The sequence below is a fragment of the Flavobacterium sp. W22_SRS_FK3 genome (assembly GCF_052113665.1).
Taxonomy (GTDB): domain Bacteria; phylum Bacteroidota; class Bacteroidia; order Flavobacteriales; family Flavobacteriaceae; genus Flavobacterium.
This window is the reverse complement of record NZ_JBGQOF010000013.1, coordinates 71173-90077: the sequence shown is the minus strand read 5'-3', so window position 1 is coordinate 90077 and position 18905 is coordinate 71173. Positions and strand designations below refer to the sequence as shown.

The 18905-nt window shown below is 33.7% G+C and carries 16 protein-coding genes; 10 read left to right on the top strand and 6 right to left on the bottom strand.

What is annotated here, in order from left to right; translation table 11 throughout:
• The first annotated feature begins 100 nt into the window (after positions 1-100).
• From ACEN2I_RS14000 to ACEN2I_RS13985, 4 genes are all read left to right on the top strand, one after another.
• Complete coding sequence (locus ACEN2I_RS14000) at positions 101-1084, top strand: hypothetical protein (RefSeq protein ID WP_441766718.1); 984 nt, start codon at positions 101-103, stop codon at positions 1082-1084.
• A gap of 183 nt (positions 1085-1267) precedes the next feature.
• Entirely contained in the window at positions 1268-3223 is a 1956-nt protein-coding gene (locus ACEN2I_RS13995; protein ID WP_441766717.1) for a DUF7849 domain-containing protein, read from the top strand.
• Positions 3224-3326: 103 nt separating this feature from the next.
• Positions 3327-5987: a CHAT domain-containing protein gene (locus tag ACEN2I_RS13990; RefSeq protein WP_441766716.1), complete on the top strand. Its 2661-nt coding sequence runs from the start codon at positions 3327-3329 to the stop codon at positions 5985-5987.
• A complete protein-coding gene (locus ACEN2I_RS13985; RefSeq protein ID WP_441766715.1) occupies positions 5939-6376 on the top strand; it encodes a retropepsin-like aspartic protease in 438 nt (145 codons plus the stop codon). Before ACEN2I_RS13990 ends, ACEN2I_RS13985 begins: the two co-directional genes overlap by 49 nt.
• 359 nt (positions 6377-6735) lie before the next feature.
• Here ACEN2I_RS13985 and odhB read toward each other — a convergent pair whose 3' ends face one another.
• The 3 genes from odhB to ACEN2I_RS13970 all read right to left on the bottom strand — a co-directional run bounded on the left by odhB (position 6736) and on the right by ACEN2I_RS13970 (position 11401).
• Positions 6736-7968 carry a 2-oxoglutarate dehydrogenase complex dihydrolipoyllysine-residue succinyltransferase gene (gene odhB, locus ACEN2I_RS13980; protein ID WP_441766714.1) on the bottom strand — a complete coding sequence of 411 codons (1233 nt, stop codon included), beginning with the start codon at positions 7966-7968 and terminating at the stop codon, positions 6736-6738.
• Between the two features lie 82 nt (positions 7969-8050).
• A complete protein-coding gene (locus tag ACEN2I_RS13975; protein WP_441766713.1) occupies positions 8051-8623 on the bottom strand; it encodes a hypothetical protein in 573 nt (190 codons plus the stop codon).
• A 3-nt stretch (positions 8624-8626) separates the two neighbouring features.
• Entirely contained in the window at positions 8627-11401 is a 2775-nt protein-coding gene (locus tag ACEN2I_RS13970; RefSeq protein ID WP_441766712.1) for a 2-oxoglutarate dehydrogenase E1 component, read from the bottom strand.
• 116 nt (positions 11402-11517) lie between these two features.
• On the opposite strand from ACEN2I_RS13970, the gene ACEN2I_RS13965 reads away from it, so the two are divergent.
• A complete protein-coding gene (locus ACEN2I_RS13965) occupies positions 11518-12072 on the top strand; it encodes a hypothetical protein (protein WP_441766711.1) in 555 nt (184 codons plus the stop codon).
• Positions 12073-12126: 54 nt separating this feature from the next.
• On the top strand, positions 12127-12702 hold the full coding sequence (locus tag ACEN2I_RS13960) for a hypothetical protein (RefSeq protein ID WP_441766710.1): 576 nt from the start codon (positions 12127-12129) through the stop codon (positions 12700-12702).
• A gap of 12 nt (positions 12703-12714) precedes the next feature.
• Here the strand turns inward: ACEN2I_RS13960 and ACEN2I_RS13955 are convergent, their stop codons facing one another.
• From ACEN2I_RS13955 to ACEN2I_RS13945, 3 genes are all read right to left on the bottom strand, one after another.
• On the bottom strand, positions 12715-13068 hold the full coding sequence (locus tag ACEN2I_RS13955; RefSeq protein ID WP_441766709.1) for a hypothetical protein: 354 nt from the start codon (positions 13066-13068) through the stop codon (positions 12715-12717).
• A gap of 115 nt (positions 13069-13183) precedes the next feature.
• Entirely contained in the window at positions 13184-13921 is a 738-nt protein-coding gene (locus tag ACEN2I_RS13950) for a hypothetical protein (protein WP_441766708.1), read from the bottom strand.
• A 12-nt stretch (positions 13922-13933) separates the two neighbouring features.
• Positions 13934-14908, bottom strand: coding sequence for a polyprenyl synthetase family protein (locus ACEN2I_RS13945; RefSeq protein WP_441766707.1), 975 nt, complete (start codon positions 14906-14908; stop codon positions 13934-13936).
• A gap of 271 nt (positions 14909-15179) precedes the next feature.
• On the opposite strand from ACEN2I_RS13945, the gene ACEN2I_RS13940 reads away from it, so the two are divergent.
• The 4 genes from ACEN2I_RS13940 to ACEN2I_RS13925 all read left to right on the top strand — a co-directional run bounded on the left by ACEN2I_RS13940 (position 15180) and on the right by ACEN2I_RS13925 (position 18833).
• Positions 15180-15701, top strand: a complete 522-nt coding sequence (locus tag ACEN2I_RS13940; protein WP_441766706.1) for a YceI family protein — start codon at positions 15180-15182, stop codon at positions 15699-15701.
• A 104-nt stretch (positions 15702-15805) separates the two neighbouring features.
• The gene (locus tag ACEN2I_RS13935) at positions 15806-16405 is read left to right on the top strand and encodes a TetR/AcrR family transcriptional regulator (RefSeq protein WP_441766705.1); all 600 of its coding nucleotides are present in this window, start codon (positions 15806-15808) and stop codon (positions 16403-16405) included.
• Positions 16406-16422: 17 nt separating this feature from the next.
• On the top strand, positions 16423-17757 hold the full coding sequence (locus ACEN2I_RS13930; protein WP_441766704.1) for a TolC family protein: 1335 nt from the start codon (positions 16423-16425) through the stop codon (positions 17755-17757).
• Between the two features lie 8 nt (positions 17758-17765).
• The gene (locus ACEN2I_RS13925) at positions 17766-18833 is read left to right on the top strand and encodes an efflux RND transporter periplasmic adaptor subunit (RefSeq protein WP_441766703.1); all 1068 of its coding nucleotides are present in this window, start codon (positions 17766-17768) and stop codon (positions 18831-18833) included.
• Positions 18834-18905: the final 72 nt, after the last annotated feature.

Genomic DNA, 18905 nt, shown 5'->3' with positions numbered 1-18905 from the left:
TATCAAACCCTAATTGATATAAGGATATAAAATTAAATTAACAACCGAATCTGAAAACCAACTGACAAGGATCAGCTCAGATTTATAAAAATTAGAAATCATGAACACAAATTTTAAAAAAATCGGACTTTTATTTTTAGCATTAGCCACATTTGCAAGCTGCGATGACAGCAACAGTGAAGATGAAAAAATTATACCGCCATCACCATCAGAGTTTGCAGCTGTAAGAGATGAGGCTCTGGCAGGAAAAACACAGCATTTTACAGCAACAGCCGGAGCAGGAGCAATTACGCTGACTTCTGCAAAAGGAGTAAAAATCAACATCAACGGAAACTGCCTTACAAAAGCAGGAAACGCTGTTACCGGGACTATTGACATTGATTTTGTGGAGCTTTTTGATAAAGGAAACATGCTGGTGACCAACAAACCAACAATGGGTTTAACGGCTGATGGAAAGAAAAATTTATTAATCTCAGGTGGTGAGTTTTTCATTAGAGCGACACAAGGGGGGCAAGAATTAGCCACTTCATGCACTATAAATCTAATTGTACCGACTAATTTAACAGGAGGTTTAGATAACGAAATGACATTGTGGATTGGAAATACGGAAGATGAGGAAAACTTAGTTTGGAGAGAAGCCAAAGATGGTGCAGACGGAGCCGGAGGAAAAGGAGGCGTTCAGGGCGAAGGAAACAATTATTATGTAACATTTGGAAACTTCGGATGGACAAATGTGGATAAATTTTACAGCGATCCAAGACCTAAAACCACTATTTTGGCAGATGCTCCAGAAGGTTATGACAACAATAATTGTGCGATTTATCTATCGTATGATGGCGAAGGGCAAAACGCTTTAGCAAAATTAGACACTTATACAGCTGCCGGATTATTCAGCGAACACTACGGACAAATTCCGGTTGGTTTAGCTTGTCACATCATTTTTGCAACCGAAGATAATGGCCAATGGCGTTATGCTATCAAAGGTGTAACAATAGCTGCAAACCAAACTTATACTTTTACTCTAGCTGAAACAACAGTGGGTTCAGAAGCACAACTGGTAGCCGCAATCAATGCTATTCAGTAACTTACAAAATTCTTTTTTAAGAAAAAGTGGTGATTTGCTCATCACTTTTTTTTACATTTAAAAATTATTTGAACTCATTTTAATGATTTTCAGAAGCTAATCCTGCTGTACGTTGTATCTTTTATGCCGAACCCCGGCACAAAAGGATGCCACTACCATCAGGGCTAAAAACCCTCTCTAGTTATGAAACCACCACTACTAACAGTTTTATTTGCGTTGTTTTCAATTGTATCCTTCTCGCAAACCAAAGTAAAAGACACTATAACCCGACGAGCAAATATCAGCTACAATCAAAAAGGAAATACGGTAATTTTTAAACCAGAAACACCACCATTAATTCCGATTGCAGGTGCTCCAAAACCAAGTTATTCGTATTTATGGGAACTTGGCGACGGTCATTACAGCAAACAGGCAGAACCCAAACACGTTTATAAAAATAAAGGAAATTATACAGCCAGATTAGCCGTGACCAACAATTACGACAACGGAAAACCTCCGGCAACACGACCAAAAAAAGTAGTCGTAAACGACATTACCGATACCGATTATAAGGATATTGCCTCCATCGCTGACCAAAATGGATTTGCGATCCTGAAAAACTGTGACCCCATTCCGGAACAGGAAATGGTAGTCATACTCAGTTATCAAAATCTGCAGAATTACGTTGCAAATGGTAAACTTTATCTTTTTTACAACGAAAAGCAATTCAAACATAATAATTTCGATCTGGTCGATTTCAGGAAGTATGCTGGCGAGCGCGAAGTACTAGAAAATACAGTAGCTTCTGTTGATGATCTTGATGATACAAAATCATATCTGGCTTCTGCCGAAAACAATTTAAAATTCAAAAAATATAAAAATACAACAACCGAAGAAGATTTAGATGCGAGCTTAAAAGAAGCACACACAATTTATAATAATGTATCAATTCTGGAATTTGACGATGCCAATCCAGGCGAAACCCATAATGTTTTTTTTACCTTCAAAACCACTCCCAAAATGATAAAAGATACCAGCGCAACCGTTACCATGCGTGGGATATTTGTTCCGAACAGAAGTTTTAAAAACCATAAAATCAAAAACCTAGAAATGGAAATCGTCACTTCGCACGACCCTAACAAAATGGGTTCAAACGGAAGTCTAATCAATTACAGACTGGTACGGTTTAAAAGAGTAAAATTTAAAACCCGTTTTCAAAACAACGGTGAAGGACCAGCCAGAATGATTCGTTTGGAAACAGATATTCCGGATATGTTCGATAAAAAAACATTCCAAATCGAAAGTATGTATCCCGAATGTCCCATTTGTCCAAAAGGCGAAGAACCAACTGTAAGCTGTCTGGATACGATTATCAGTCAAAAACAAATTTTCTTTACCTTCAAAAACATTTATTTACCGGGAAGCGAACAAAAAAACGTACACGAAAAAGACAGTACAAAAGGTTTTGTACGCTACTCGATGAAATTTAACGAAGACTTTCATAAAGTAAAAACCAAAAGCCGAACCGCCATTATTTTTGACAAAAACGAACCTATTATTACCAATTACGCTACAACCCGATTCTTACCCGGAATTTCGATTAGTGCAAAAGCGGGTTATAACATTTATCCGGATCTGGAAAAATCAACCAGTTATTTTGTGGGTGCTACCATTTCGCCTTTTAAATCGTATCGCTTTTACTGGCAGGCAGAATGGGTAAATGCCTTAAATAAATATGACAGCGATGTGACTGTTGTTGATGCAATAAACACCAATGCAAATGGAACCAGACAATTAATACGTACCACCACAGTAACAGAAAACAAAAATATTAATTGGGAAATTCCTGTTTTGATTCGTTACAACATTAATAATTATATCGGAATCGGAGCCGGAATTCAGGCCAACATCAATGTTTTATCAAAGCAGACTCAGGATATAAAAACCGAAACTTTTGAAGGAGATAAAGAAAACCTTTTGATTGGTACAGAAAGAACAAATAATACCGTTAAAAACTCCTTTGCTGATTTTAAAACAGGCCTTTTATTTGACTTAACAGCCGGTTTTGCCAGAATCGGACCAAGTTTAGGTGCACGTTATGTCATGAACTTTCAAGAAAATTTTAATTATATTCAAGTGTATGGAATTTGGAAGTTTTAAATATTTCCACCATATAAGTCATATAAGTAAATTTAAGTTTTAAAATTCAACAAGATACATATAGCTTATAATGATTTAATTTTAGTATCCCAACAACTATTATATGAACTTACATTACTTATATAGTTTAATATTTCTTTTTATAAGCCTGAATATTCTTGGGCAGCATCAGGAAGATAAAATATATAATGCAATTGATATTTTTGTAGCTCATCCTTCCGCGAAGGCTTTACAAAAACTCTCCGAAACAGAAACTGATTTCTGGAAAAATCCACAGCCAAAAACCAAAGACGAATTGCTTTCCATTGTGGTTTTAAACTGCAACAAAGCTTATTATGAAAATCAATTCGGGCAATCTCAAAATGCAATTTCAAGCTATGAGAAAGCCTGGCAAATCTATCAGAAATACAAATTAAAAGAGTACGATATTATCGAATATTGTCTGAAGCCTTTAGGCAATTTGTATACTGTTTTAGGTGATTATGACAGCGCCGAAAACACCATTAAACAGTACTTTTTTATTGTCAATACAGCTAAAAATTATCCTGAAGCAGAGAGACAAAAATTCGCAGCGATTCTGAATTTATCGAATGTGTATCAGAGTTCTGGCAAAATTTATCTGGCTATAGCATTATTGAAAAACACCTTAAAAACAGAAAAATTATCGAATGCTCAAAAAGGAATTTTGCTTAATAATTTAGGAAACAGTTATTTATTAAGTTCCAGAGAAAATTTACTGATGCCGGAAGACTATCAAAAAACAGAAAATGCCTTGATGTTGGCGATAAATTATCTCAAAAACGAAAAAGAACAATCGGAGACTTTATCAAATTCTTATCGAAATTTAGCCAATCTTAATCGTCAAAGACATCAGTTTAAAGCAGCTGATTCTTATTTAAAAAAGGCAGGAAAACTCTTTTTCGCAACACCAGATCAACAACCCAGAAAAGTTGCAAAACTCTATTATGAGAAAGCGTTATTGCTTTTTGAAGAAGGAAAAGTAGAGGAAAGCGAGAAACAGATATCGGCCATTTTTAAAATTTTAATTCCGAATTATAATCCACTAAACATACTGCCAAACGAAAACCAATTGTATGCCGAAACCGTTTTAATGGATGCGTTTGATTTATATGCCGAAATTCTACGATTCAAACAACCCAAAAAAGCATTAAAAATTTTTGAACTTTCGTTCTACATTGAAGATTTATTGATGAATTCGCTGGTTTACGAAAATTCTAAAATCATTACCCAAATTCGAACACGTAACCGAACTGAAAAATGCCTTTCGATTTATGATCTTTTGTATAAACAAGAAAATAAAATTCAATATTTAGAAGAAGCTTTTCAATTATCAGAAAAAACCAAATCCGGAATTTTAAAAGATTACCGATCGACCATTAAAAGTGCTTCTGCAGAAGAAAAGGCCATTTTACAGCAGCTTCAAAACTTAAATAATGCCATACTTAAAGAACAGCAAAAAGGGAATCTGGCTACTATTTCAACGATTAATGCAGCAATCAAAAAACAAAATCAATTGATGCTTTCGCTAAAAGAAATTCGATCTAAAAACGTCAATTCCACTCCTGAAAAAACCGATTTAAAGGCTCTTTTTTTTAAATTAAAAAAAGACAAAGCTGTAATGATTCATTATTTTATGGGTTCTGAAAATTTGTTTTATTTCACTTTACAAAATAACCAAATACGTTTAAATCATACCGATACCAGTCATAGAGCTATGATTGACGTTGTTCATTTTATAGATTATTTCAATACTGCAGATGCTATTGTTAATAATATATCAGGATACAATTACTCCGGAAAAAAAGTGTATGATTTATTACAATTACCTTCAAACACAATCTATAAAAACCTTGTCATCGTTCCTGACGGCATTTTAAATTTCCTGCCTTTTGAAGCTTTGATTACGCAAAAATCTGCTACAACCAATTTTGCCAAAATGCATTATTTGCTGAATGATTTTAAAATTGCGTATAATAATTCAGCTAGTTTTTATCTAAATTCTAAACCAATCTCAAGTGCTGATAAAACCGTTTTGGGCGTTTTTCCTGTTTTCGAAAAAACGGGTTTTGAATTAAGTTATTCGAAAAAAGAATTAGAATCTATCCGCAATAATTTCAAAGGAAAATATCTGGAAAACTCGGAAGCCAGTTTTTCAAATTTTAAAAATAATGCTTCCAATTTTTCGATTTTGCATCTCAGCACGCATGCTTCTTCGGGCGATATTGAAACTCCGGCAAGCATCAAATTTTATGATCAGGAAATTTTATATTCAGAATTATACAATCTCAATATAAATCCAGATTTAGTAGTTTTAAGTGCCTGTGAAACCGGAATTGGAAAACTCTATAAAGCAGAAGGAGCCATGAGTGTTGCAAGAGGTTTTCAGTTTGCAGGAGCACAAAATTTATTATTCTCGCTATGGAAAGTCAATGATTATACAACATCGGTTTTTATGACTGATTTTTATAAAAATATCAAAAAAAATCAGCCTTATTTTGAAGCCAATACAAATGCAAAACTTGCTTTCTTAAACGACAAATCGATTCCGAATGCTAAGAAATCTCCCTATTACTGGAGTTCTTTTGTTTATTATGGCTCGATTTCTACCGGAACAAATTCAACCAATTATATCTTTTACATCGTTAGTTTATTGGCTATAATTGGTTTATTTTTGGTTTTCAATCATTATCTAAAATGGAAAATCTTCACCTGGTTCTTAAAAAAGAAAAGTATAAAAAGATAAAATTTAAAATCATCAAAACACAGCATTTGTTGATTAAGGTAAAAATCAACGGTGTTTTGGGGAATTTTATTCTGGATACTGGCGCTTCGAATTCCTGCGTAGGTTATGAAAGCATTGAACGATTTGAACTGACTTCAAAAAAATCCAAAACCAAAGCTGCAGGCGCAGGCGGAACCGGAATGAAAACACAAATCTCCAAACAAAATGCACTGCAAATTGGTTCCTGGAAAAATCAGGACTTTAGCTTAGTGATTTTTGATCTTTCGCATGTCAATGAAGCTTTAAGACAATATAAGGCAAAACCCGTTCATGGCATTATTGGAGCTGATGTGCTGATGGAAGGAAAAGGCATAATTGATTATTATAACCATTATTTGTATTTGAAGTAGCTTTTAAACTCCAAATCATTAAATTTTGAATGTCCAGATGTGAAGTTTTATATTGATCCGAATAAAAATGAATTTCATAACCATCTCAAAGATTTCTAGACCAAACTAGCTTATTCAATGAGATAAAATAATTGTAGCATTTTCTTTCTCCTAATTTATTAGGATTAAATTTGTTGGTTTCTAAAACTTTTAGAATTTTAGTCTCCATATTTCATAATACTAATTTACAAAATCAAATAAAACTAAAAAGATGGAAAAAAATAAATCGGAACAAAACTAATTCTGTTCCGATTTAACTAATTTTATATTAATAATCGAGTCAACCTTTTTCAGGACAACTCATAATAAATTATTTAAAACTACAACTCCAATGCTCTTTTAGCATCTCCGTTCATCAATAATTCTACCGGGTTTTCTAATGCTTCTTTAACAGCAACTAAGAAACCAACTGACTCGCGTCCGTCAATAATTCTGTGGTCATAAGAAAGTGCTACGTACATCATTGGGTGAATCTCCACTTTACCGTTTACAGCGATTGGACGCTCGATAATGTTGTGCATTCCTAAGATTCCAGATTGTGGAGGGTTGATGATTGGTGTAGATAACATACTTCCGAAAACACCACCATTTGTGATTGTGAATGTTCCACCAGTCATATCATCAACTGTAATTTGTCCATCACGAGCTCTTAAAGCCAATCTTTTGATTTCTGCTTCAATTCCTCGGAAAGTTAAAAGTTCTGCGTTACGAACTACAGGAACCATCAATCCTTTTGGTCCTGAAACCGCGATTGAGATATCTGCAAAATCGTAAGCTATTTTATAATCACCATCCATCATGGAGTTCACATCGGGATATAATTGTAAAGCTCTTGTAACTGCCTTTGTAAAGAATGACATGAAACCTAAACCTAAACCACCATGTTTTGCTTTGAAAGCATCTTTGTATTCATTACGAATCTGATTGATTGGCGTCATGTTTACTTCGTTGAAAGTAGTAAGCATAGCAGTTTCATTTTTAGCTGAAACTAATCTTTCTGCTACTTTACGACGTAACATTGATAATTTTGTACGCTCAGTTCCACGGCTTCCACCAGTTGGAGTTCCCATAGAAGGTACTGCATTTACAGCATCATCTTTAGTGATTCGTCCACCTTTACCAGTTCCGGAAACTGCTGCCGGAGCAATATTTTTTTCGTCTAATATTTTTCTTGCTGCAGGAGATGGAGTTCCAGCTGCATAACTTGTTGCCGCCGGAGCCTGAGCTGGAGCAGCTTTTGGAGCTTCAGCCTTTGGAGCTTCAGCTTTTGGAGCTTCAGCCGCTGGAGCTGCTGGTGCATCACCTGCTGGTTTTGCAGCATCAGTATCAATTAAACAAACTACAGCACCTACTGCAACTGTATCACCTTCTTCAGCTTTTAGTGTAATTACACCGCTCATTTCAGCAGGCAATTCAAGAGTAGCTTTATCTGAATCTACTTCAGCAATAGCTTGATCTTTTTCTACATAATCTCCGTCTTTTACTAACCAAGTTGCAATTTCAACTTCTTTTATTGACTCCCCTGGTGATGGGACTTTCATTTCTAAAATCATCTTTGTTTTTGTTTAAGGTTTTTATTGTTTCAGGTTTCGTGTTGTTGAACTTGAAACTTGAAACTTGAAACATTCTTTTTATCTAATTGTTGTATGACATTTCAGGAAGCACTTTTGCAAATTCTTCTCCTTTTTGTTTTAATTTATTGTATTTCTCTGTAGACTTTTTAATTATGCTTTCATATTCTTGAAAGCCTTCTTTTAAATCTACATCAGTTGCAACATATTCTTTTTTTTCTGAAATTGATTTTAAGATAGCGGCCTTCTTTCTTTCGAACTTCTTAGGCGTTTTATAACTTTCCGGTTTAGGATTAAAAGGAACTAATTCGACACCAGCTTTGATGGCACCCATTTGCGCTTCAGAGTCTACTATATAAATTTTTCCTGCCTCAAGATCTGCTTCAATAAAATCGGTGTTTTCTGATCTTGACCAAAAAATATGTTTACCTGGCTCGCATTCGTAAACCAGATATTTACCATAATTGAATTTGCCTAAATATTTTTCTCCGTCAAAGTATTTAAAATTTATCAAAGCTCCCATTCCAGAAGATCTGACAAAATAAACTATTGATTTTCCTTCACTTGGTTTTTTTAATTCCTGCGAATAAACGGTTATAGATAATATTGCTAAAGCAAGAACAAGTATTTTTTTCATATATTATCTAAATAAATCTTTATCGAATACCATTCTAATTGCATCTGCATGACGACGTTTTGCACGTGTGTAACTTCCAGATGCCGGAGCAGCGTATGCTTTTAATGAAGCCAATCTCCATTTTACAAGATCAAAGTTCATTAACATAAAGCTGTAAGCTCCCATGTTTTTAGGTTCCTCCTGAGCCCAAACATAATCATCTGCATTTGGATATTGTGCAATTATTGCTTTTAATTGTTCAACAGGTAATGGGAATAATTGCTCGATACGAACAACTGCAACATCATTTCTTCCGTTGTTTTCTCTTTCTGCAACAATGTCGTAGTAGAATTTACCAGTAACAAAAACTAAAGTTTTTACTGCTTTTTTATCTACTGTATTATCGTCTATTGTTTCCTGGAAACTTCCGCTTGCTAATTCCTCAACTGTAGACACACATCTTGGATCACGCAATAAACTTTTTGGAGAAAAAACCACTAAAGGTTTACGGAAGTTGGTTTTCATCTGTCTTCTCAACAAGTGAAAGAAGTTAGCCGGAGTGGTACAATCGGCAACATACATATTATGTCTTGCACAAAGCTGTAAGTAACGTTCCATTCTTGCAGAAGAGTGTTCAGCACCCTGACCTTCGTATCCGTGAGGCAATAATAAAACGATACCATTTTGGTTGTTCCATTTGTCTTCACCACAAGAAATATACTGGTCAATCATAATTTGAGCTCCGTTAGAGAAATCTCCAAATTGTGCTTCCCAAATCGTTAAAGCTTTTGGGTTTGCCAAAGCATATCCGTAATCAAAACCAAGAACGCCATACTCTGATAAAAGAGAGTTGAATACGCCGAATTTTCCTTTTTTGTTTTCGATTGCATCTAAAAGAATTACTTCTTCTTCAGAATCTTCCACTTTTACAACAGCATGACGGTGAGAGAATGTACCACGCTCAACGTCCTGACCAGAAATACGAATATCAAATCCTTCTGTTAAAAGTGAACCGTAAGCTAGTGCTTCTGCAGTTCCCCAATCAATAGTGTTGTTATCGTATCCTGTTTTTCTGTCGGTAACAATTTTAGTTATTTTATTGATGAACTTTTTGTCTGATGGTAAAGTAGAAATGGTATTGATAATAGAATCCAATCCTTTTTTATCAAAAGTGGTATCTACTTTTTGCAACATTACATTGTCTGAAACTTGTTCAAAACCTTTCCACTCATTTTGCATGAATGGTGTAATGATGGTCAAATCTTTTTTACGGGAAGCCTCAAGGTTCTCCTCCATATCAGACTTGTATTCTTTTTCTAAAGCATTAACATAAGTTGCATCGATTACGCCATCTGACAATAATTTCTCAGCGTAAATATCTCTTGGATTTTTATGTTTTGCGATGATTTTGTATAAAACAGGTTGTGTAAAACGAGGCTCATCACCTTCGTTATGACCGTATTTTCTATATCCTAATAAGTCAATAAATACGTCACGTCCAAATTGCATTCTGTAATCTAATGCAAAAGATACTGCATGTACAACCGCTTCGGCATCATCAGCATTTACGTGTAATACTGGTGAAAGGGTTACCTTGGCAACGTCTGTACAATAAGTAGATGAACGGGCATCTAAATAGTTTGTGGTGAAACCAACCTGATTGTTGATTACGATATGAATGGTACCTCCGGTTTTGTAACCGTCTAATTGTGCCATTTGGATGATTTCATACAAAATACCCTGACCTGCGATTGCAGCGTCTCCGTGAACGGCAATAGGTAATACTTTTGAGAAATCATTTGGAAAATATTTGTCTTGTTTCGCTCTTGTAATTCCTTCAATTACTGCTCCAACCGTTTCTAAGTGCGAAGGGTTTGGTGCTAAATTGATATTGATACTTTTTCCTGTTCTTGTTTTTTTGTCGGCTGTAAGACCTAAGTGGTATTTTACATCCCCATCAAAATATTCCTGATCGTAATCTTTACCATCAAATTCGCTAAAGATATCCTGAGTTGATTTTCCGAAGATATTTGCCAAAACGTTCAAACGACCACGGTGAGCCATTCCCATTACGAATTGTTCTACTCCTTTTTCGGCAGCTTTTTCAATCAAAGCATCCAAAGCAGGAATGATAGTTTCTCCACCTTCTAATGAAAATCGTTTTTGACCAACATATTTAGTATGCAAAAAGTTCTCGAAAGAAACGGCCTGATTTAATTTATTAAGGATATTTTGTTTTTCTTCTGTAGAGAAATTTGGCTGATTATCATTTACCCCTAATTTATCCTGAATCCATTTTACAACACCAGGGTTTCTGATGTACATATATTCAACACCAATATGCTGGCAGTAAATTGCTTTTAAGCGCGTAACAATGTCCTGTAAAGAACAAGGTGCAACACCTATAACCTTAGCAGCATCAAAAACAGTAGAAAGGTCTTCTGTTGTTAATCCGAAATTCTCGATATCCAAAGTTGGTGATGATGTTCTGCGATCGCGAACCGGATTTGTTTTGGTAAATAAATGTCCGCGTGTACGGTATCCTTCAATTAGTTTTAGAACATTGAATTCTTTTTGCAGTTTTTCTGAAACTGAACTGCAATCTGCATTATCGCTAGTCACATATTCAACAATCTGTTGAACAGGATTTTCGTCATTATAAGTTGTCATTCCAAAATCGAAACCCTGAAAAAAACTTCTCCAGCTTGGCTCAACGCTATCTGGGTTTACTAAATACTGATCATATAATTGTGCGAAAAACTCTGTATGCGCTGCATTTAAAAATGAAAACCTATCCATAATATGTGTGAATATACTTTTTGTTAAATCGAATGGCAAAAGTACAACAATCGATATTATTTAAATGATTTTTTTACGTACTTTCACGTAAAAATTTGTTAAAAATAGACTATACAATGAAGAAAATTCATCCATCAATCGTTTTCAGATCATTTTTTGTGATTATGTTCAGCCTTTTTTCAAATCTTATAATAGCACAGGGCCAAAATAATGTAATCGATAACAATCCTCCATTTTGGGACAAAGTCCAGTTTGGAGGCGGATTAGGTTTAGGAATTGGTTCTGGTTATACTGACATTTCGGTAATGCCAAGTGCCATTTATAATGTAAACGAAATTGTAGCTGTTGGTGTTGGTCTGCAATTTGGTTATTTATCATCAAAAAACCAATATCATTCTTATGTATATGGAGGAAGTCTTGTTGGATTAGTAAACCCTATTCCGGAAATTCAATTGTCTGTCGAATTGGAACAGGTTCGTGTAAATACAGAATATGAAAGCACAAATAATTTTCCCGGCTTTACTGATAATTATTGGAATACCGCACTATATCTAGGAGCCGGTTACAGAACCGGAAATGTTACCATTGGTGCACGATATGATGTTTTATTTAATGACGACAGAAGCTTGTACGGATCTGCTTTTATGCCTTTTGTGAGGGTTTATTTTTGATCTAAGCTTTAAGGGTAAACACACTAAGATTCTAAGATTTTTAAATACTGAAATTTGAAAAAAAATATTTTTATAATTACTTCTATTTTAATTTTAAGTTGCAATCATTCTGCGAAAAAAAAAGCTGAAAATGAAAAGACTTCAAAAAAAGTAATGAGACCTTTTTTTGATTCTGATAAAATCGATTATTATCATATAGATTATACTCTTAATGATTATATAGCAGCTACAGATAAGACAGAATCCGAAGATCAAAAAGAATTTTCTACAATATTTATGGGATATTATCCGGATAGTATTCCAAAAGATGATTTTGAAAAAACATTACAAAAACATAAGTATAAAAAAGAACCACTCTCGATTAAGCAGCAAAAAAAAGTTGAAGATGTATTCCGCCAAAAAGACTCTTTACAAATGAGTGCATATGCATGTGTTGCAGAATATCGTGATATTTTTATTTTTAAAAAGAAAGAAAAAACAATTGGTATAGCAAAAATATGTTTTAAATGTGGCCGTTTTCAGATTATTGGAAGTAAATTGGATACTGAAGGATTTGGACTTTGGACAGAATTAGATAAATTAAAAAGAATTGTTCACAAAGAAGAAAAACTTAGCAGCTTAGAACCATAGACTCTGAAAACCTTACTTATAGAAATTCCGAAACCAAACCTTCTGCCATTCTCTTTTTAATATCAAAAAAGAAACCTGTTCAGCCAGAGCAACCAAATCAGATCCGTCGAGCTGTTTGATTTCGTTTTCCGCAACATCGATTATATAAAGGAGATTCAGGTATTCAGCAAACTTATACTGAATCATTCGGTAGATTTTTTCGTGAAGCTGGATTTTCAATTCGTCAGGAGATATGCTTAAGGGAAAATCAATTCCTTCGTTTGCCAGATTAAAATCCTTGTTGATTTGTTCGATCAGTTTTAGGTACAAAGATTCCTTTTGGGCTTCTTCGAATAACAAATCAGTATTTAATGGTTTGATATACATATTTTTAATATTCATGTTCAATGGCAAATTTCAATGGCAATGTCAAAAATCAATCGCAATCTTGATCGCAAAATCAAATTTCAATGTAAAAACTAACTTCACAAATTAATGACAATTAAAACTGATTTTTTATGGTTTTCGATTTCCAGTAATCCACAATTTTAGACAAAAGCACATCGCCTCCTGCGTAAAAAAAAACGGCACCCATTGGCGGGTTGGCGGCCGGAATTAATCCGAACGTTTTTGGTATCCATTTCCAGCATTGAAAATAGGTCCCCACAAGCTCAATAAATATAACACAAATGGCAATGAAATAATATAAGTTCTGCCATTTTTTTCTCTTCAAAAGCAAAAAGAAAAAGATTCCGAAAATCAGTGAAAAAACATCTTTCAGAAAAATTCCAACACATAAAAACAACATGAGGAATCCAACCGCAAAATATTTTTTAAGAGAAAGATCGTTTTTAACTGCCCAATCTGTACGCGCATACACATAACCCGAAGCGTACACAATTGCATGACCAAAAGGAACATATAAAGGAATAACTATTGTTCTGTAATTGTACATTCCGAGTAATGTGCAAAAAATCAGTTCCCCTATATAAGACAAAAAAACCATCACAAACATTAATTTCCTTAAATAAGATGCTGAAAACCAAAAGAAAAAGAAGAAATAAAGTATGGCTAAAAAATTCGTGATTTGGCGGCCATCAAAATAATTTTCATTAAAAGTCACACTGTCAATTCCCAATGCGAGAATTGTAAAAAAAGGAAAGCAAATTGCAAAGAACAATTGCTTTTTGGCATTATAATTTTTGTCATTAAAGAAAACTGATTTTATTTGGGCATTCATAAATCTTATGTATTAAACTTTTCTACCCATTAGATTTTTGCCAAAAGTTTTCAGGATGTTTTTCTTTTCTGCATTAATATCCATTTTTTTAAGAGTTTCAAAAGCTTTAAAAGTGTATGTTTCTATAGCTTTCTGAGTCGCATCTGAGGCACCAGATTCATTAAAAATTGTCTTTACAGTTTCTATTTTACTGGTGTTATCTTCTAATTCTTCGCTGAATAATTTTTGCAGTTCAGAAGCTTTTTCTACAACCGAAAACTCCATCGCTTTTAAGTACAAATAAGTTTTTTTGTTTTCTATAATATCACCGCCAACTTGTTTCCCGAAAGTTTCTGGATCTCCAAAAGCATCTAAATAATCATCCTGTAATTGAAACGCCAATCCCAAATTAAGTCCGAAATCATAAATTAAATCGGCTTCTTTTTGAGAAGTTTTAGCTACAATTGCGCCCATTTTCATGGCTGCAGCAACCAAAACAGCTGTTTTATATTCGATCATTTTCAGGTATTCCGGAATTGTAACATTGGTACGGGTTTCAAAATCGACATCCCATTGCTGGCCTTCGCAAACTTCTAATGCCGTTTTGCTGAATAATTTTGCTAAATCCATAAAAACGGCTGGTTCATATTGTTCAAAATATTGATAAGCCAGAATAAGCATTGCATCTCCGGATAAAATTCCGGTATTCAGATTCCATTTTTCATGTACGGTTTCTTTTCCTCTGCGCAAAGGTGCATCATCCATAATATCATCATGAACCAATGAGAAATTATGAAAAACCTCTACAGCCATTGCAGCAGGAAGCGCTATTTTATAATCGGCATCAAAAACTTCTGCCGCCATTAGAGTTAATACCGGACGCATGCGTTTTCCGCCAAGACCTAAAATATACTCAATTGGTTCGTAAAGATTTTTGGGTTCTTTAGTAATCCTTTGTTCTTTTAAATAACTAATAAAAAAATCCTGATACTGACTAATAAGGTGCATAAAATGAAAATCTGATTAACGAGCTCCAAAGATACAATTCAAATGTTAATTAAAGTTTCTAAAATTTAAAAAGGCTCTTAGTTTCTCCAAAAAGTAACTTTAAAGATGCTCGTTATTAATCTGTTAAATTATTTTTAAAAAAAACTCGGAAACTTTTTTGGTTTCTAAAGTTTCCTGTCTATATTTGCGCTCTTAATTGGAAACTTTGAATACTCGAAAAGTTTCCGAGAGAGATTTGAATAATTAACAATCTCAACAAAACTGAATATTTATGAAAACAAAATGGACTATAAATTCTAGCCAATCAGACGTTTTAATAAAAATGAGACATTCGATAATTGCCTATTTAGGAGGAACTGTAAACAAATTTGGCGGTTATGTAGATATTGAGAATAATGAAATTGAAGATGCTTCGGTTGAGTTTTCATTAGATATAAATAATAAGGCTGATAGTTTTCAGCAAATCGACACACACATACAATTGAATGACTTATTTAATGTAAATGAACATCCGATTATTAGTTTCAAATCGACTTCTTTTCAAAAAGTAAATAACAACATCAATTTCTTTAAAGGTGATTTAACCATAAAAGATGTTACCAGAGTTGTTGAACTTGATGCTGAATTTATTGGGGTTAATACCTATAATGGGGAGAAAAAAGTAGCTTTTGAAATTAAAGGAGATATTAAACGTCAGGATTTCGGCTTAGATTACAACTCATACAATCATAATGGAGGACTGGCATTAGGAAAAGATATTAAACTTATAGCCAATCTTGAGTTTAGTATATGAGTTTTCGACTTGATAAATTAATGTAAAATTATTACAAAACAACGGAAACTATTTTTTCAATAAAAGTTTCCGGCTTATATTTGTAATCCAATTTGAAAATTAAAATGAAAGAAAAAATAATAGCCAAAGCAAGTGATCTGTTTTTAAAACTTGGTTTTAAAAGTGTTACTATGGATGATATTGCCGGCGAAATGTGTATTTCTAAAAAAACCATTTATAAATATTTCTGCAACAAGGAGGTTTTAATTGAAGAAAGTACCTCATTGGTTCACAGACAAGTTCATAATATTATTGACACCATTGTGGCTAAAAACTTTAATGCAATTCATGAAAATTTTGAAATCAGGGAGATGTTTCGTGATATGTTCAAAAATAATACAGATACTTCTCCTATTTATCAACTCAAAAAACATTATCCGGAGATTTACCAGAATGTGCTATCCCATGAGATTGATCAATGCAGCCTCTATTTTAGAGAAAATATAGTAAAAGGAATTAATCAGGAATTATATCGTAAAGATTTAAATATTGATATTTATGTGAAATTTTATTATACCCTGATCTTTCACATTAATGAAACTACTGTTTCTGAAAAAGAAGCTCAACAGGTAGAATTAGAAGCATTAGAATACCATACCAGAGCAATGGCAACAGCAAAAGGAATACTGGAATTAGAAAAACAACTTAAAAAAATTAGTATTTAATCATCAATCTATAATTTATGAAAAGAATAATTCTTATATTTTTGTGTTCAATTGGCTTGTCTGCCAACGCACAAGTCAAAACTTTAACCTTAAAAGATGCCCTTACATATGCGCTTCAAAACAAAGCCGATGCTAAGAAATCGAAATTACAGGTTGAAAACAGCGAATATCAAATTCAGGAAATTCGCTCCAGAGCATTACCACAAATTAGCGGAAACGCAAGCTTAACTTATAATCCTATCATACAAACTACCGTTATTGACGGAGCAGGATTTGGACAGCCGGGAACTACTATACAGGCGGCATTTGGTCAAAAATGGACTTCAGGAGCGGGTGTCTCTTTGAGTCAGGCTTTATTTGATCAATCGGTTTTTACAGGATTAAAAGCAGCTAAATCAACTCGTGAATTTTATCAAATAAACGATCAGTTAACTGAAGAACAAGTTATTGAAAGAGTAGCTAATAATTATTACGCAGTATATGTACAACGTGAAAGATTAATTTTATTAGATAGTAATTACGTTAATACTACTAAAGTTCGTGATATTGTTAAGGGACAATTTGACAACGGTCTGGCTAAAAAAATTGACTTAGACCGAATTATCGTAAAAATGTCAAACATTGATACTGAACGCCAACAAATGAAAAATCAGATTACTTTACAGGAAAATGCTTTGAAGTTTTACATGGGAATGCCTATTGAAGCACAAATAGAAATTCCAAAAGAAGAATTTGAAGTGGTACCGGCTGCATTAACCGAAGTTCCTAATATTGAAAACAGGACAGAATACTTGCTTTTGAAGAAACAAGAAGAATTGTTAGTATTCAATAAAAAAGCAGTTGAAGCAGGTTATTATCCAACATTATCTTTAATTGCGAATTACAATTATATTGGACAAGGGCCGGAAATGCCGCTTTTCGCAAAACCAAAAGACGGTGTTTACTGGTCAGATTACTCCGCTATTGGATTGAATTTACATGTGCCAATTTTTACAGGTTTTGGAACTCGCGCTAAAGTAAGACAAGCAGATGTTGAAATCAGATCTCTTCAGGAAGATATTAAAGACACTAAACTTTCTCTTGATCTGGATTACAGAAATGCCATGGCTCAAATAGAAAATAATCTGATTACTATAGAGAATCAAAAAGAAAATATGCGTTTGGCTAAAGAAATTTTAAGCAATACGAAAAACAATTATCTTCAGGGATTAGCTTCATTAACCGATTTATTAGATTCGGAAAATGAATCACTTCAAGCCCAAAATAACTATACCAGAGCAATTTTAGATTATAAAATTGCCGAAGTAGCATTAATCAAATCAAAAGGAGAACTAAAAACACTTATTAAATAACTAAGAAAATGAAAAAAATTATTATAACGATTGTAGTCATAGTTGCCGCATTGGCAGTAATTGGATACGTATTAACTAAAAATAAAGCGGAGAATAAAGCTAAAACAGATATTGTGGCAGAAAAAAATGCATCTGTTTCTGTTAAAGTTGCTTCTGTAAAAACAGAAGAAGTTTCATTGGACTTCGTCGCAAACGGAAACTTTGAACCGATTCAGGAATTGACTTTCTCTGCAGAGAAATCTGGAAAAGTTATTAGTGTTTTAGCAAAAGAAGGAGACTATGTAAGAGTTGGTCAGACTTTATTAACTATGAGAGGTGATGCAATTAATGTAAGTGCCCAGCAAGCTCAGGCATCTTATCAAAATGCAAAATCTGATTATGCCAGATATGAAAATGCTTTTAAATCTGGAGGTGTAACCAAACAACAATTAGATCAGGCAAAATTAGCTTTAACTAATGCTGAAACAAACCTAAAACAAGCTAATATTAATGTTGGCGATACCAGAGTAAAAGCGCCAATAAACGGATTCATCAATAAAAAATACATTGAGCCAGGGTCTATTTTAACAGGAATGCCGGCAACTGCATTATTTGATATTGTAAATGTTTCGAAACTAAAATTAGTCGTTACTGTAAACGAATCTCAGGTTGCCTCTTTGAAAAAAGGAAACAACGTAACTGTTACTGCAAGTGTCTATCCTGATAAAACTTTTTCTGGAAAAATTACTTTTATCGCTTCTAAAGCTGATGAAACTTTGAGTTTTCCTGTTGAAATTGAAATTACAAACAACGCAAACAATGACCTGAAAGCGGGTATGTATGGTAGTGCAAAATTTGGTTCAAACCAGCAAAAACAAAATTTAATGGTTGTACCCCGAAATGCATTTGTTGGAAGTGTAAGCAGCAACGAAATTTTTGTTGTGGAAAATGGTATTGCAAAATTGAAAAAAGTAACGGCTGGAAAAATTTTAGGAGATCAGGTTGAAATTATTAATGGATTATCCGATGGAGATACTGTAATTGTTACAGGGCAAATTAACTTACAAGACGGAAATACAGTAGAAATTATTAAATAAAAAGTAATTAGTACGGAGTAATTAGCCCTTAAAATACTCAAATTAATAACCTCCAAAGGACTAGGGCCTTAA

What these genes read in the sequence shown, in the direction of transcription:
- ACEN2I_RS13925 (WP_441766703.1), top strand. Translation starts at nt 17,766, where the DNA reads ATGAAAAAAATTATTATAACGATTGTAGTCATAGTTGCCGCATTGGCA.
- ACEN2I_RS13990 (WP_441766716.1), top strand. Translation starts at nt 3,327, where the DNA reads ATGAACTTACATTACTTATATAGTTTAATATTTCTTTTTATAAGCCTG.
- ACEN2I_RS14000 (WP_441766718.1), top strand. Translation starts at nt 101, where the DNA reads ATGAACACAAATTTTAAAAAAATCGGACTTTTATTTTTAGCATTAGCC.
- ACEN2I_RS13975 (WP_441766713.1), bottom strand. Translation starts at nt 8,623, where the DNA reads ATGAAAAAAATACTTGTTCTTGCTTTAGCAATATTATCTATAACCGTT.
- ACEN2I_RS13945 (WP_441766707.1), bottom strand. Translation starts at nt 14,908, where the DNA reads ATGCACCTTATTAGTCAGTATCAGGATTTTTTTATTAGTTATTTAAAA.
- ACEN2I_RS13995 (WP_441766717.1), top strand. Translation starts at nt 1,268, where the DNA reads ATGAAACCACCACTACTAACAGTTTTATTTGCGTTGTTTTCAATTGTA.
- ACEN2I_RS13940 (WP_441766706.1), top strand. Translation starts at nt 15,180, where the DNA reads ATGAAAACAAAATGGACTATAAATTCTAGCCAATCAGACGTTTTAATA.
- ACEN2I_RS13950 (WP_441766708.1), bottom strand. Translation starts at nt 13,921, where the DNA reads ATGAATGCCCAAATAAAATCAGTTTTCTTTAATGACAAAAATTATAAT.
- ACEN2I_RS13970 (WP_441766712.1), bottom strand. Translation starts at nt 11,401, where the DNA reads ATGGATAGGTTTTCATTTTTAAATGCAGCGCATACAGAGTTTTTCGCA.
- ACEN2I_RS13955 (WP_441766709.1), bottom strand. Translation starts at nt 13,068, where the DNA reads ATGTATATCAAACCATTAAATACTGATTTGTTATTCGAAGAAGCCCAA.
- ACEN2I_RS13985 (WP_441766715.1), top strand. Translation starts at nt 5,939, where the DNA reads ATGGAAAATCTTCACCTGGTTCTTAAAAAAGAAAAGTATAAAAAGATA.
- odhB (WP_441766714.1), bottom strand. Translation starts at nt 7,968, where the DNA reads ATGATTTTAGAAATGAAAGTCCCATCACCAGGGGAGTCAATAAAAGAA.
- ACEN2I_RS13965 (WP_441766711.1), top strand. Translation starts at nt 11,518, where the DNA reads ATGAAGAAAATTCATCCATCAATCGTTTTCAGATCATTTTTTGTGATT.
- ACEN2I_RS13935 (WP_441766705.1), top strand. Translation starts at nt 15,806, where the DNA reads ATGAAAGAAAAAATAATAGCCAAAGCAAGTGATCTGTTTTTAAAACTT.
- ACEN2I_RS13930 (WP_441766704.1), top strand. Translation starts at nt 16,423, where the DNA reads ATGAAAAGAATAATTCTTATATTTTTGTGTTCAATTGGCTTGTCTGCC.